The 14,222-nt window shown below is 31.9% G+C and carries 15 protein-coding genes and 1 tRNA gene; 6 read left to right on the top strand and 10 right to left on the bottom strand.

Annotated elements, in window-relative coordinates; translation table 11 throughout:
• Position 1: 1 nt before the first annotated feature.
• Together ybeY and LX95_RS02585 are read right to left on the bottom strand one after the other, a co-directional pair.
• A complete protein-coding gene (ybeY, locus tag LX95_RS02590) occupies positions 2-421 on the bottom strand; it encodes an rRNA maturation RNase YbeY (RefSeq protein ID WP_111539852.1) in 420 nt (139 codons plus the stop codon).
• Complete coding sequence (locus LX95_RS02585) at positions 421-3,834, bottom strand: coiled-coil domain-containing protein (RefSeq protein ID WP_111539851.1); 3,414 nt, start codon at positions 3,832-3,834, stop codon at positions 421-423. Before LX95_RS02585 ends, ybeY begins: the two co-directional genes overlap by 1 nt.
• A gap of 203 nt (positions 3,835-4,037) precedes the next feature.
• Here LX95_RS02585 and gltX point away from each other — a divergent pair, with 203 nt between their 5' ends.
• Positions 4,038-5,558 (top strand): glutamate--tRNA ligase, encoded by a 1,521-nt coding sequence (gene gltX, locus LX95_RS02580; RefSeq protein ID WP_111539850.1) that lies wholly within the window; start codon positions 4,038-4,040, stop codon positions 5,556-5,558.
• 52 nt (positions 5,559-5,610) lie between these two features.
• Entirely contained in the window at positions 5,611-6,186 is a 576-nt protein-coding gene (locus tag LX95_RS02575; RefSeq protein WP_111539849.1) for a DUF1287 domain-containing protein, read from the top strand.
• Here the strand turns inward: LX95_RS02575 and LX95_RS02570 are convergent.
• Positions 6,183-6,845, bottom strand: coding sequence for an outer membrane beta-barrel protein (locus tag LX95_RS02570; RefSeq protein ID WP_111539848.1), 663 nt, complete (start codon positions 6,843-6,845; stop codon positions 6,183-6,185). The genes LX95_RS02575 and LX95_RS02570 overlap by 4 nt on opposite strands.
• Before the next feature lie 60 nt (positions 6,846-6,905).
• On the opposite strand from LX95_RS02570, the gene LX95_RS02565 reads away from it, so the two are divergent.
• Complete coding sequence (locus tag LX95_RS02565; RefSeq protein WP_111539847.1) at positions 6,906-7,889, top strand: SPFH domain-containing protein; 984 nt, start codon at positions 6,906-6,908, stop codon at positions 7,887-7,889.
• 70 nt (positions 7,890-7,959) lie between these two features.
• Here the strand turns inward: LX95_RS02565 and LX95_RS02560 are convergent, their stop codons facing one another.
• From LX95_RS02560 to LX95_RS02545, 4 genes are all read right to left on the bottom strand, one after another.
• A complete protein-coding gene (locus tag LX95_RS02560; protein WP_111539846.1) occupies positions 7,960-8,172 on the bottom strand; it encodes a DUF6327 family protein in 213 nt (70 codons plus the stop codon).
• A gap of 3 nt (positions 8,173-8,175) precedes the next feature.
• Positions 8,176-8,580, bottom strand: coding sequence for a phage holin family protein (locus tag LX95_RS02555; RefSeq protein ID WP_111539845.1), 405 nt, complete (start codon positions 8,578-8,580; stop codon positions 8,176-8,178).
• A gap of 3 nt (positions 8,581-8,583) precedes the next feature.
• Positions 8,584-8,958 carry a YtxH domain-containing protein gene (locus LX95_RS02550; protein ID WP_111539844.1) on the bottom strand — a complete coding sequence of 125 codons (375 nt, stop codon included), beginning with the start codon at positions 8,956-8,958 and terminating at the stop codon, positions 8,584-8,586.
• A gap of 107 nt (positions 8,959-9,065) precedes the next feature.
• Entirely contained in the window at positions 9,066-10,745 is a 1,680-nt protein-coding gene (locus LX95_RS02545; protein ID WP_111539843.1) for a glutamine--tRNA ligase/YqeY domain fusion protein, read from the bottom strand.
• A 94-nt stretch (positions 10,746-10,839) separates the two neighbouring features.
• On the opposite strand from LX95_RS02545, the gene LX95_RS02540 reads away from it, so the two are divergent.
• The 3 genes from LX95_RS02540 (at position 10,840) to LX95_RS02530 (ending at position 12,074) form a co-directional block, all read left to right on the top strand.
• The gene (locus tag LX95_RS02540) at positions 10,840-11,559 is read left to right on the top strand and encodes a ZIP family metal transporter (RefSeq protein WP_111539842.1); all 720 of its coding nucleotides are present in this window, start codon (positions 10,840-10,842) and stop codon (positions 11,557-11,559) included.
• A gap of 36 nt (positions 11,560-11,595) precedes the next feature.
• On the top strand, positions 11,596-11,952 hold the full coding sequence (folB, locus tag LX95_RS02535; RefSeq protein ID WP_111539841.1) for a dihydroneopterin aldolase: 357 nt from the start codon (positions 11,596-11,598) through the stop codon (positions 11,950-11,952).
• Positions 11,953-12,003: 51 nt separating this feature from the next.
• Positions 12,004-12,074: transfer RNA gene (locus LX95_RS02530), tRNA-Cys, on the top strand.
• A gap of 34 nt (positions 12,075-12,108) precedes the next feature.
• On the opposite strand, the gene LX95_RS02525 is transcribed toward LX95_RS02530, so the two are convergent.
• Genes LX95_RS02525 through LX95_RS02515 form a run of 3 tightly spaced genes read right to left on the bottom strand, consistent with a single transcriptional unit; the run spans position 12,109 to position 14,073 of the window.
• A complete protein-coding gene (locus LX95_RS02525) occupies positions 12,109-12,672 on the bottom strand; it encodes a HEPN domain-containing protein (protein WP_111539840.1) in 564 nt (187 codons plus the stop codon).
• A 2-nt stretch (positions 12,673-12,674) separates the two neighbouring features.
• The gene (locus tag LX95_RS02520) at positions 12,675-13,361 is read right to left on the bottom strand and encodes a LysE family translocator (protein WP_111539839.1); all 687 of its coding nucleotides are present in this window, start codon (positions 13,359-13,361) and stop codon (positions 12,675-12,677) included.
• Positions 13,362-13,401: 40 nt separating this feature from the next.
• Complete coding sequence (locus LX95_RS02515) at positions 13,402-14,073, bottom strand: head GIN domain-containing protein (RefSeq protein WP_111539838.1); 672 nt, start codon at positions 14,071-14,073, stop codon at positions 13,402-13,404.
• Between the last annotated feature and the right edge of the window lie 149 nt (positions 14,074-14,222).

Genomic DNA, 14,222 nt, shown 5'->3' with positions numbered 1-14,222 from the left:
TCTATTGTTCCACGTGGAACATTTTCATTTTTTCATTTTCTTTCTCTGTCATTAGCGCTTGTTCTTCGTCGGTTTTATCATTAAAACCACAAAGATGTAAAACACCATGACACATTACCCGTCGAAGTTCAGTTTCAAAACTTACATCAAAATCTTGAGCATTATCTCTCACTCTTTCAGTAGATATATAAATATCACTATTTACCTGTTTACCCATATTGTAATTGAATGTTATAATATCGGTTAACGTATCGTGATTTAAAAAATCATTATTTAAGTTAAGCAAATAATCATCATCACAAAAAATATAATTAATCTCACCTTCAGAATGACCTTCTGAATTTATAATAGAAGAAATCCACTCTTCATAGGTGGATTTATTCTCTAAAGTAAAATCATTTTCACTAAAAAATTGAATCATTATTCTTGTGTAAAATATTCTTTAACTATCTCCTGATAATTTTTTTGCAAAGGTAAGGCTTGTCTATTTAATATTTCAGTAGTATTAAAATAATCTTTAGCCTTTGTTTTTAAACGGTTAGCTTCATTAGAATATTTTTTTTCATTGCTTTGAGAAGTTCTCTTTTGTTCTTCTCCTTGTTGTATTAAAGCTTTTTCCATTTCTAATAGGCGGTGCTCAATATTCTTCATTTTACTACCAGTATTTTGGGTAACACCTTTGGTTAGCAATTCATCTTCTATCTGTTCCATCGCACGGGACAATTGCTGAGCTTTTTTTCCTAAACCTTGTTGTTGGATAATATCATTTAATTGCATCCTCAAAGATTGTTGCTCTTTAAATATTTCAAAAAGCTCTTTACTCATTTTTTCTGAATCACCATCTCCTCCACTCTCTCCATTATTACCTTGACTACCAGGTTTACCTTCCCCAGACTTTTGTCCCTTATCACCATCTTTTCCTTCTTGGCCATCCCCAGGTTTTTTACCGTTTGGTGAATCACCCTTCTTTTGTCCCTCTCTAGGTTTTTTTCCTTTTTCTCCAGCTTTCTCTCCTAGCTCTCCTTGTTTCTTAATAATATCTTTTAATTGAAAACCTGATCCTTGTCCTTCTCCTTCTTTACCCTTTCCGCTAGAACCTTGTCCTTTTCCTTTTGCATTCATTTGCATCTGCATTTGGTCTAAACTTTCATTCAGCATATTGGCTAAATCATTTGCACCCTTAAAAACGTATTGTTGACTGGCGACTCCTCTTAATAATTGATTTTCTGCAAAACGTTCTAAGGATTTATCAATATTAAAATTAATATCTGTAATTACTGATGTTATATTTTCAGATATCATAGGGTTTCTAGAAGCCAAAGCAAACAAACTATCATCTACGTGCTTAAAGTTTTCTTTTAAGCTTTGCTGTTGTTTGAGATTTTGTACATAACGCGGACTATTATCATTTAGCCTTTCAAATTGGAGCATAAGATCTTCTTGTTCGAAAGAAAAAGTGATTAGGTTATCTAAAATCTGACGTAACATTTCGGCGTCTTCTTGCATTTGATCAGCTCCTGATTGAGCCATCATAGATTGCATTTTTTTTGACATCTGCTGCATCTTTTCAGCGGCAGACTGTTGCTTTTGTTGTGCAGATTTTTTTTGTGGTGATGAAGAAGAATTCTCTTCACTCTCATTATTTTCTAAGTCTTCTTTCGCTCCTTTCTGATCTTTTTTTATGGCATCTTCTTGAGATTCTTCCCTTGGCATATCCATAGGCTCTTTAAGCTGCTCATTTTCCTTTTCAAGCTCATCCATTTCTTTTTGAATATCTTCAAAATCTTTGTTCAATTCTTCTTGAGCTTTAGCGGTATTTTCTTCTTCCTGCAAACTTAATTTCTCTTGTTCTTTGGCTAATTCTTCTAAATCTGACGCTATCTTCTCTGCTTTTTGTTCTACATAATAACGTTTCGTTAACTCCAACAATTGCTCTAAAGATTTTTGCTGAGTTGTATTTCGTTTAGATAATTCTTCCATTTGCTTGTGCAAATTTTCTTTATCTAACTTTTCTTGATATTTTTCTAACTCTTCCAACAGCTTATTGTCCTTTTCAATTTCTTGCTGACTTTTTTCTATGCGTTGTTCGAGTTCCTTTTTAAATGGATCGTTGGTTTTTAATTCTTGTAGATTTTGCTTCATCTTTTCGGTGTAAGATTTCATCAACTCATCTTGTCGACGTTGTCTTTCCGTAAAGTTTTTTAGCTTTTCTTTGTCTTGATAATTCAGTTGTTTCTTCTCACGTTGAGATTGGTCTAACTGTTTTATTTGTTCATTACTCTCTTTCATTTCTTTAAGAGATTCACTCATACCTTCAATTGCATTTTCTTGATTGTTTAAGTTTTTTTCTTTTTCTTCTTTATCGGTAAGTAACTGATAACCAAAAACTTCACTTTTTTTAGATTTATAGTTATGAACTGCATCATTATCAGTTACTTGAAAATAAAACTCATAAGGAATACCTTTTTCCAATTCTAAATCATTAGGAAATTGATAGTAAAATTCGGCGTAATCTTTTCCGTTAAACGGAAGTTTTTTTGTTTCTATATTTTCACGATCACGAATAGGATAATACACAATTTGTAAATTGGTAATGGCATGATCATCGGTTATTGTTCCCTTAAAATAATGAATATCGATGTTAGTAGAATCTTCCTTCTTCTTTACTTCTATGGTTGGGAATTCATCTTTAATCACCTTTAATGAATAGTACAATTTTTCGTAATCTTTTAATGCTTTATTACTAGTCACTACCGCGTAATCTAGAGAATTGTAAATACTTTTTTTTAATGAAAATTCGTTTTTTTGTTTAGTAAACTTATACAAACTATCGGCTAAATTTAGTTGAACCTCATCGGTAGCATTGGTCATTAATTGCCATCTCACTTTTGTTCCTTCAGGAATAGTTGCATTTCCAGTTCCCTCGATTACTTCATCAGTTTGATTGATGTACGAAGGATAATCTAAATACATTTTAAAATCTACAAGCGTTGGGACTTGAGTAACCTCAATTTCATAAGGTCGAGAGGTAACTTTATTAGAACTCAAATAAAATTGAGTATTCTTTTTAATCCGTGTAAACGTATATTCAAAAACGCCATGAGTTATTTGTTTTAATATAAATTCTTTATCGTTGATATGAATTTTCGCCGTTTCCGGAATTAGTTTTCCTTCCGTAGAGATTTTTAGCGTCACTTCATCATTCTCCTTTACTTGAAGTTTACTTTCATCTATCTTAAAATAAAATGGCGCTGGTGGTTCATATTCTGTTTCATAATTTACCACTCGCGCATAACTATCTGTAAATAATTGTTCGTTCCCAGAAATATAAATAGCCAAGAAAATGGCTAATGGAATTACGGCATACTTTAAATAACTTAAGTTGTGCTTAAAGTTAATTGCCGTAGAAAAAGGAACAGGTTGTAATTCTTTAGATTTTTGCTCAATACTTGCCAATAAAAGATCTGAGTCTTGAGCTTGTTTCCCTTTTTGTAATTGCAATACATTTAAAAGCTTATCATCTACTTGGGGAAAATGTTTCCCAATCATATAAGATGCTTCTTCGTGACTTATTCCTCCTGAAAGTTTAAAAAGTTTGGTAATAGGAATGATAATAAATTTTACAAATAGACCAACTTCTACCCCAACGAAAATCCAAAATAGAATACTTCTCCCCAGAGAACTAAACCATAAAAAATATTCTAAAAAAACAATGATGAGAAAGTATAAGAAACCGATCGCAAAAAATAAAATGGCACCTTTTAAAAGTTCATTGATATAAAACTTTTTAATAAAACCTTCTAGCTTGTGATGTATTTCTTGGTAATTGCTCATAAAGTTGCTCCTCTTCTTCTCTAACCTATAAAAGTACATAATTTACTCGATAATTGAGATTTAAATATTTAAACGCTTATATCATATATTAAATAGTCATTATCCCAATGTTAGATTAGTAACTAACACAAATGCTTAAATACGATCTATACTCTATTCGTTTACTTCTTAAGAACATGGTATATTTGCCAAAAAATAATTTCATGGCACAAAAAATAAGAGTACGATTTGCTCCTAGTCCTACAGGACCTTTACATATTGGTGGTGTTAGAACTGCCCTTTTCAACTATTTATTTGCAAAAAAACATGATGGTGATTTTGTCTTACGTATAGAAGATACAGATCAAACTCGTTATGTAGAAGGCGCAGAAGATTATATTAAAGAAGCTTTAAACTGGTGCAATATTCCTTACGATGAAGGACCAGGAAAAGAGAAAGACTGCGGACCTTATCGCCAAAGTGAACGTAAAGATTTGTATCACCAATATGCTCAACAGCTTATAGATAATGGACACGCTTACTATGCGTTTGATACTGCAGAAGAGTTAGGCGCACATAGAAAAGATCACGAAGCCAATGGAAAAACATTTATTTACAATTGGCACAATAGATTAAAACTAAATAATTCTCTTTCGCTTAGCGCGGAAGAAGTTCAGCAAAAGATTGATGCAGGAGAAGCCTACGTAATTCGTTTTAAATCACCTCAAGATGAAAGCTTACACATGTATGATGAAATTAGAGGTGACATTCAAATAGATACGAATGTTTTAGACGATAAGGTGCTTTTTAAAAGTGACGGCATGCCTACGTATCACTTAGCGAATATTGTAGATGACCATTTGATGGAAATATCTCACGTAATTCGTGGAGAAGAATGGTTGCCTTCTATGCCTTTACACGTATTATTATATAAAGCATTTGGTTGGGAAGCTCCAAAATTTGCTCATCTACCCTTAATTTTAAAACCTACCGGAAAAGGAAAATTAAGTAAGCGTGATGGCGATAAATTAGGGTTCCCTGTATTTCCATTACAATGGAAAGATCCTAAGACAGGAGAGATCGCTTCAGGGTATAGAGAAGATGGTTATTTGCCAGAAACGGTAGTTAATATGCTTGCATTTTTAGGTTGGAATGAAGGAGAAGGTTCAGAAAAAGAAATGTATTCTTTAGCAGAATTGGTAGATGCTTTTAGTTTGGGACACGTGTCAAAATCGGGCGCTAAATTTGATCCAGAGAAAACTAAATGGTTTCAACATCAATATTTACAATTAGAAAATAATGATGCTCTAGCTACTGAATATAATGAAATTCTTAAAGAAAAAGGGTTTGCACCTTCTCAAGAATATGTAAAAGAAGTGGTAGCTACCATTAAAGAAAGAGCAACATTTATAAGCGATTTTTGGGATTTGAGTAGTTTTTATTTTGAAGCTCCAGCAGAATTAGATGCTAAAGGCTTTAAAAAAGCTTGGAAAGACGATACATCTAGTATTATGAGGCAGGTGATTGAAGAGATTCAAAAAATTGAAGATTTTTCTCAAGAAAATACTCAGGATCAAATAAAATCGTGGATTACTTCACAAGAAATAGGGTTTGGTAAGGTCATGCAACCTTTAAGACTTTCTATCGTAGGTGCGATGAAAGGACCAGATTTATTTCATATTATTTCTTCTATAGGAAAAGAAGAAACTATTAAAAGAATGGAGTCTGCTATAGCACAAGCATAAAATTTCTACAATATTCCTTTCGTGAATGGAGTTATCATTTAAAAATCTCGTCATGAAAGGAATATTTTTTTATCTCTTATTATTTGTTTCTGCTTCAAGCTTTTCGCAGTCCTCCTCTAAAGCGCAACAACTGTCTAATTCCGCTTTAGCGCTTACAAAACAAAACGTTACTTACGATCCTAGTTATTTTTCTATAAATTATCCTAACGGAGATGTACCTTCAAATAAAGGAGTTTGCACCGATGTAGTGATAAGAACCTACCGAAAATTGGACATTGATTTACAAGAGTTGGTTCATCACGATATGAAAGCTCATTTTGATAAGTATCCAAATTTTTGGGGACTCAAAACTACCGATACCAACATAGATCACAGAAGAGTACCCAATTTAATGGTGTTTTTCAAACGAAAGGGAACAGAAAAACCTATTACACAAAACCCTAATGACTATTTACCTGGAGATATTGTCTGTTGGAGTTTGGGAGGCGGTAAGACACATATTGGGATGGTCACACATAAGAAATCTATCGATGGTAAAAGATATAAAATTGTGCATAACATTGGTGCGGGCCAAGTATTAGAAGATTGCCTTTTCAACTTTAAAATAATTGGTCACTATAGCTATTAAAAATAGATCGTTAAACCAGCTTCTAACATACTTATATTTCCTTTAAATTCTTCTTCATTATTTTCTAAAGTTTCATCATTTAAAGGTTTAAAAAAATTATTAACTCCGTATTGATAGCGAGCAAATACTCTAAAATGTTCAAAACCAGCTGTAGCACCAGCGATTACATTAAAATTGATGGTAGAAACTTCTTCAATGTCTTTTATTTGTAAGGTGTTGTAACCATCTATAATATAATTTTCATTTCTATCATCATAATTCAATTTACTGTTTAATTGAAGTGCTGGTCCTAATTCTAAACTCAAATGTTTGTGGATTAAAACCAAACTTCCTAAAAGTTTTACTTGTACGGCAAGCATACTCATATCTACTTCGCTTGTATTGGATAGAATGGTCTCTCTCGCATCTATCCCAAATTTTTGACTATAGAAATCAATTCCGTAAACCATATCAAAACTATTCATAATTCCTCCTCTTACAGAAAAACCTCCTGTAAAACCAGTTTGTGGAGTTGTATTAAAATTGTCGGTAAGAATATTAAAAGAACTTACGCCACCATGAATTCCTATATAATTGTATTGAGATCGGTATTGAGCTTGGGCAGAAAAACCGAATAAAAGTATAACAAATAAAGAAAAAAACTTAAAAAATTGAATCATTAGAGGAAAGTTAAAAATTTAACAATTATATTTAAATGCTAATTTAATTCAAATTTATTTATGGGACCATTTTTATTGGGTTTTGCCATCTTTTTTGGTTTAATCATCATCATTACCGGAATATTTACGGTAAAACAACAAACTGCTGCTGTGGTTGAACGCTTTGGGAGATTCTTAAGTATTAGAAATTCAGGTTTACAATTTAAGATACCGATCATTGATAAAATTGCTGGGAGAGTTAACTTAAAAATTCAGCAATTAGATGTTATTGTAGAAACTAAAACTAAAGATGATGTTTTCGTTCACTTGAAAATATCTGTACAATTTCAAGTAATTCGAGATAAGGTTTATGACGCATTCTACAAGCTTGAAAATCCGCAAAATCAGATTACTTCTTATGTTTTTGATGTTGTACGTGCAGAGGTGCCTAAAATGAAGTTAGATGATGTTTTTGAGCGTAAAGATGATATTGCTATCGCTGTAAAAGAAGAACTTAATGATGCCATGATGGATTATGGATATGATATTATCAAAACATTAGTTACTGATATTGATCCTGATGTAAAAGTAAAAGAAGCTATGAACCGTATTAACGCTTCTGAAAGAGAAAAAGTAGCGGCGGAGTATGAGGCAGAAGCAGACCGAATTAAAATTGTAGCTAAAGCTAGAGCAGAAGCGGAAAGTAAACGTTTACAAGGACAAGGTATTGCAGACCAGCGTAGAGAAATTGCTCGTGGTTTAGAAGAATCTGTAGATGTACTTAACAATGTAGGAATTAATTCACAAGAAGCATCGGCACTGATCGTTGTGACTCAACATTATGATACTTTGCAGTCTATTGGTAGTGAAACTGATACCAATTTAATTTTATTACCAAACTCTCCACAAGCGGGTAGTGATATGTTAAACAATATGATTGCTTCATTTACCGCTTCCAATCAAATTGGAGAAAAGATGAAAGAACAAAATAAAGCTAAAGGAATTGTAAACAAGAAGAATAAAGATAACCGAAACTCTAATGATAATAATGATTTAGAATTTTAGACGAACTTTGAATTTTAAAACAAAAAATCCTGAGTTTTCACTCAGGATTTTTTTGTCACATTATATTCTGTTATCTTCTAGATCCTATAATTTTACTTACAATTTTAAGTATAAATGCTTTTTTTGCTATTGATGTAGCTAACCCAGTAATGATGGAAACTGGAGATAAATCTTCCTTAATTTCTTCTGCATTGATCTTTAATTTCTCCTTATTAATCTGACTTTGAAGTTTTAAAATCTTCAAATCATGATTTATTTCATCGTAAGAACTATAAACTTTCATATACTAACTTTTGTGGAGTTCACTTTCTAAAGGTTCGTCTACTACATCTTTTAAGGTGCTTTCATTAAATACAATCTTAGAAGCTTTTTCTAAAATCAATTTATTAAAAAGGTTCTTTCCGTAAAGTAGTAGTAAAATAAATATCAAAAAATATACACCACCTACGATAAAGAAACCATAACTAAGCTGTCCTATACTTTCTCCAATAAGTATTGAAAAACCTACAGAAATGAAGCCTAAAAAGAGAAGAAAAACACTTCCTATAATTAAAAGCCTAATAATAATTGATGATCCTCTAGTTACTTTTTTAAAGGCGTCTAATTTATAATATTCAAGCGTACTGTTTATATACGCTTGAATATTATCGCTAAGTTCATCAATATGGTTAGTTAGGTTATTAATGGACATATTTTAAGAAGTTGCATTTTTCGCTTTATTTTTCAACTCATCTACCTTAGACTCTGCATGAAATTTAGCATTTTTTGCTCTTAGTTCTTCCAATTTATGTTCCATCGCAGACAAAATATCATCGGCTTTATAACTCGCAGATGATAAAGTTTCATCCAACTTAGACTCAAAACTATATTTAGCTTTTTTTGCAGATTCCGTTAAGTGTTTACTCGTTTCGTTAACCTGCTTATCTAATTTAGTTTTCGCTTTTTTAGCTTCTTTATTTAATTTCTTTCTTGTGTTTTCTCCTTTATCTGGAGCGTATAAAAGTCCAACTCCTGCTCCAATCGCTGCTCCTGTTATTAAAGCTAAAAGTGTGTTTCCTGTATTTGCCATTTTCTATAAGTTTGATTAGTTAATTTATACTACCAAATATACGTGGCATCACAATATATTGCTGTTAATAACCGGTTAATAAATAAAGTAACAGTCTTAAATTATTCTTAATGAGACTTTTTACTCCAAGAATCACGTAAAGTTACCGTACGATTAAATACAGGTTTTTCTACACTTGTAGATTGATCTGCACAAAAATAACCGATACGTTGAAACTGAAAATGTTGTAACGCAGTAGCATTTTTTAAACTAGGTTCTACATAACCAGTAATAGTTTCTAAAGAATTAGGATTTACAAATTCTAAGAAGTCTTTTTCTTTATCTGCATCTGGTGATTCTACTGTAAATAAACGATCATACAGTCTTACTTCTGCTTTCACCGCGTGAGGGATAGAAACCCAATGTAAAGTACCTTTTACTTTACGCTTAGATTCTTCTGTACCGCTACCACTTTTACTTTTAGGATCGTATGTACAGTGTACTTCTACGATATTACCATCATCATCTTTTACGACAGACTCGCCTTTAATAATATATGCATTCTTTAAGCGTACCTCTTTTCCTAAAGTTAAGCGGAAAAACTTACGATTCGCTTCTTCTTTAAAGTCTTCTTGTTCTATATAAATTTCTCTAGAAAGAGGAATTTCTCTACTTCCTGCAGTTTCATCTTCGGGGTTATTTTCTGCATCTAACCACTCTTCTTTTCCTTCTTCGTAGTTTGTAATTATAACTTTTAAAGGATTTAAAACCCCCATTACTCGAATAGCTGTCTTATTTAAATCTTCTCGAGCACAAAACTCAAGGTGAGACATATCAATTACATTTTCGCGTTTTCCTACACCAATAGAATCTGCAAATTTTCTAATTGAATTTGCGGTGTAACCTCTTCGGCGTAAACCAGAAATAGTAGGCATTCTAGGATCATCCCACGACTCTACTACTTTCTTTTCTACCAATTGAGCCAATTTACGTTTACTTACTACCGTATGGCTTAAATTGCGTCGTGCAAACTCTCTTTGTTTAGGTTGAAATTCTTGAGGCTGACTCACTTTATTTACAAACCAATTGTATAATTCTCTATGCGGTAAAAATTCTAATGTACAAAAAGAATGTGATATGCTTTCAATGAAATCACTCTCCCCGTGTGCCCAATCATACATAGGATAGATTTTCCAATCGTTATGGGTACGGTGGTGAGGTTTATGTAATGTTCTATACATAATAGGATCTCGCATAAGCATATTTCCCGAAGCCATATCAATTTTAGCTCTTAGCACGTGCTTACCTTCTTCTGTTTCTCCATTTTTCATGGCTTCAAAAAGAGATAAATTTTCTTCTATAGATCTTTCACGATAAGGACTAGCTACACCTGCTTGTGTTGGAGTTCCTTTTTGTTCTGCTATTTTAGCCGAAGCTTGACTATCTACATATGCATCTCCATTTTTAATCATTTCTACAGCCCAATCATACAGCTGCTGAAAATAATCTGAAGCGTAGCATTCTTTCTCCCATTTAAAACCTAGCCACTCTACATCTCGTTTAATCGCATCTACAAATTCTTGTTCTTCTTTAATGGGGTTCGTATCATCAAAACGCAAATTAACTGGCGCATTGTAACGTAAACCTAAGCCAAAATTTAAATTGATAGACGAGGCGTGACCAATGTGTAAATAACCATTAGGTTCTGGAGGAAATCGAAATTTTAACTCCTCTTTTTTATATCCATTTTGAAGATCTTCTTCAATAATTTGCTCTATAAAATTCAATGATTTTTTTTCTTCTGTCATAACTAAAATTCAATATGCGCAAAGTTATCAAAAATTACCTCACAAGCCTTTATAGTTTAAATAGGAATTGTAATTTTAATAAAAAATATAGGTTATGAATGAAATAACTAAAATCATTCTTTTCTCTGGACTTTCTGGTATTACAGTTTTCCTTGGCGGAATTTTAGCAAAAATCTTTTTATCTAAATTTGAAAACTATTCCTACAAAATAGAAATTAATCATTTTATTACCGCTTTTGGAGGCGGAATTATTCTTTCTGCTTTAGCATTGGTATTAGTACCTAAAGGAATGGAAGAACTTTCTCTTTTTCCTATGGTAATTTTGTTTTTATTAGGTTCTAGCACTTTTTTATTTTTAGACAGATACTTATCAAAAAAAGGTGGAAAAGTAAGTCAATTACTTGCCATGCTTATGGATTTTGTTCCTGAAGCTATTGCGCTAGGAGCTATTTTTGCTACCGATACACAAACAGGAACTTTACTCGCCGTTTTTATAGGATTACAAAATTTACCAGAATCTTTTAACTCTTACCAAGATTTAATAAAAAGTGGTTTTGAAAGTAAAAAATCACTAATTATACTATTACTATTAAGTTTTTCTGGAATTGTGGGAGCTTTAATTGGTTATTATTTTTTACAAGACCAGCCACAAGTAACCTCAGGATTAATGCTTTTTGCTAGTGGCGGAATTTTATATCTTATATTTGAAGACATTGCTCCATCTGCCAAATTAGAACATAAATGGCTGCCTGCATTTGGTGCCAACATTGGTTTTTTAATAGGAATTGTAGGAGAAAAATTAATAGGTTCCTAAAAACAAGTACCTTTGCCGTAATTATTTTAAAATAAAATGGGAAAAATAAAACTTCAAAACATACGTGTATTTACTAACCATGGATGCCTTGATGAAGAGGGAAAAATAGGAAGTGAATACAGTGTTAATTTAACTATACAAGCCAGTTTAAAAGCTTCCGCGGAAAGCGATCAACTAGAAGATACTGTTGATTATGTGTATCTTAATAAAGTGGTGAAAGAAGAAATGGCCATACGTTCTAAACTTTTAGAACATGTTGCCCAGCGTATATTAGATCGTATATTTAGGGATGACAATTTAATTACTTTTGCCGAAGTAGAAGTGTCTAAAATTAATCCTCCTTTAGGCGGAGATGTAGAAAAAGTAACGATTATTTTATCTAAAGAAAGATAATTTGTTTCTTTTTCATAAAAATGATTACATTTGCAGTCCTTATACAAATAAGGTGTCGTGGCCGAGTGGCTAGGCAGTGGTCTGCAACACCATCTACAGCGGTTCGAATCCGCTCGACACCTCAAAAAAAAGCCCTTGAAATTTCAAGGGCTTTTTTTATAGATTTACTAGATTATTTTTTAGCAATTTTATATCTGAAATAATTTCTTCTGAAAAATTTTTATCTGTATTTTCCATATATCGTAAACACTTATAATTAAACAATTTAAATTCATTATTTAAATATGGATATCGTAAAGCGATATAGTATTTTTTAGGAGAAATGTCATTTAATTTAAAAAATCCATTAAATAAATTGTCACTATTATCTCGAGAAGTATACTTACCCAATATTTCTAATATTGGTTTTGTTTTCTTATTATCAATTAATAAATCATGTACATTTTTATATAATGTTTCAATATTATGATTTTTTCCAAATTCGATACCGTACAATTTGAGAATACCTTTTAGCATTAATTCTATTCCGTGATAAAAATTAAATAGAATTGGTTCAATTATTCTAATATCACTCCATTTTGTTGCCTCGTCAAAATCTATATTATCCTCTAGGCGAGATATAATATTAGTTTTATTGCCACTTAAAATTAATTCGTTCAAACAATTAGATACTAAATTAAAATATCTATGGGATAGAGCAATTAAAGGAGATTTAATCATTTCTAAGAATTTTCTGGCATTATTTCTTCTACTTTATTTTCTAATTTATCTAATTCATTAGGAAATAGACCTCTACTAATTAAAATAACTCCAAAGACAATAATAAGTACACTTATTGCTTTCTTAAAAACGTAAATTCTTTTAGGAGTAAGTTTATGATTAAGCTTTTTTGCTAAAAGAATTTTAAAAATATCTATCACAAAATAGGTGATAAGCACGCTACTAAAAAATACCAATAACCTATCGGCATCCATATCTAATTGCGGACCAAATACGATGATTAATCCTAGCCAAAAACCCAATACACCAATATTTACAAAGTTGAGTAAAAAGCCTTTAACCATTAAGCCTAAAACATCACTCTTTTTTAGTTTTCTCACTTCTGCATCATCGGGATGCGGTATAGCTTTCTTTTCTTTGACGTAAGTAATCGTACCATAAGTAGCTAGAACAGCTCCTCCAAAAATAAATAGCGCAGGATCGTCTTTTATACTTTGTAATAATTTACTGGTACTAAAATAAGCGATAGAAAGAAAAACAATATCGGCTAAAAGAACACCTATATCAAATGATATAGCAGCTCTAAAGCCTTTAATAGCCGCTGTTTCTAATAAAACAAAGAATACAGGACCTAATAGGAATGCTAAAAAAAAACCTAGAGGAATCGCTGCAAATATATCCTGAAGCATAAAAATTTATTCTATAAACAAAGATAGCAAATAGAAATCACTAAGATCGTTTTTTAATTTTTCCGCCTAAACTGGTCTTTTTATCCAATTTCTTAGGGTCTCCATACACGTCTACACTTCCCCCAGCAGTTACTTTTGCTTTACAATAATCGGTTACAAAAACCTCTGCATTTCCGCCTGCCTTAATATTGGCTTCGGTATTTTTAGACTTCATTTCTTGACCTTCATATTGGCCTCCAGTTCTTATTTCTACTAATTGAGAATCTACCGTCCCATTGGTTTCGATAACACCGCCAGTAACAGCTTTCACTTCTAATTCTTTTACATTTGCTGTGGCATAAATTCTCCCTCCTTCTTGTGCTCTTAGAATTAACCTATTATCATTAAACTCTTTTAATTCCGCGAAAGCGCCTTCATTTACATCTACGGTATGAATAGATTTGTAATAGACTTTTACCTGCGTATCGTTCTCACTCCAAATGTTACTTAACGACAGTTTAATATGAAGAACACCCTCATTAACTTCGGCTTTAATTTCGTCTTTATCGAAACCCGTAGCGATAATTTTATTTTCTGAAGAAGCGATTAAAACAGCTTCTATTTTATCAAAAATTTTAATTTCTTGAAAATCTTTGCCAATTAATATTTCTTCTTGTGCTTTTACGCTTAACGCGGAAATCGCTACCATTACGAATACTAAAATATTTTTCATCTTTTTGTCTTTTTGCGTTAGGGATGGAAACGGCAACCTTTTTTAAATTTCGATAAGTAATTGATAATAAGAACAGAACCTATTATTAAATAAGTTCTATTCTATCTAATCATCATAAAAAGTTATAGTGTACAACCGGCAGCTTTGCT

The organism is Mesonia algae (genome assembly GCF_003253545.1).
Taxonomy (GTDB): domain Bacteria; phylum Bacteroidota; class Bacteroidia; order Flavobacteriales; family Flavobacteriaceae; genus Mesonia; species Mesonia algae.
This window is presented reverse-complemented; position numbering and strand designations above follow the sequence as displayed.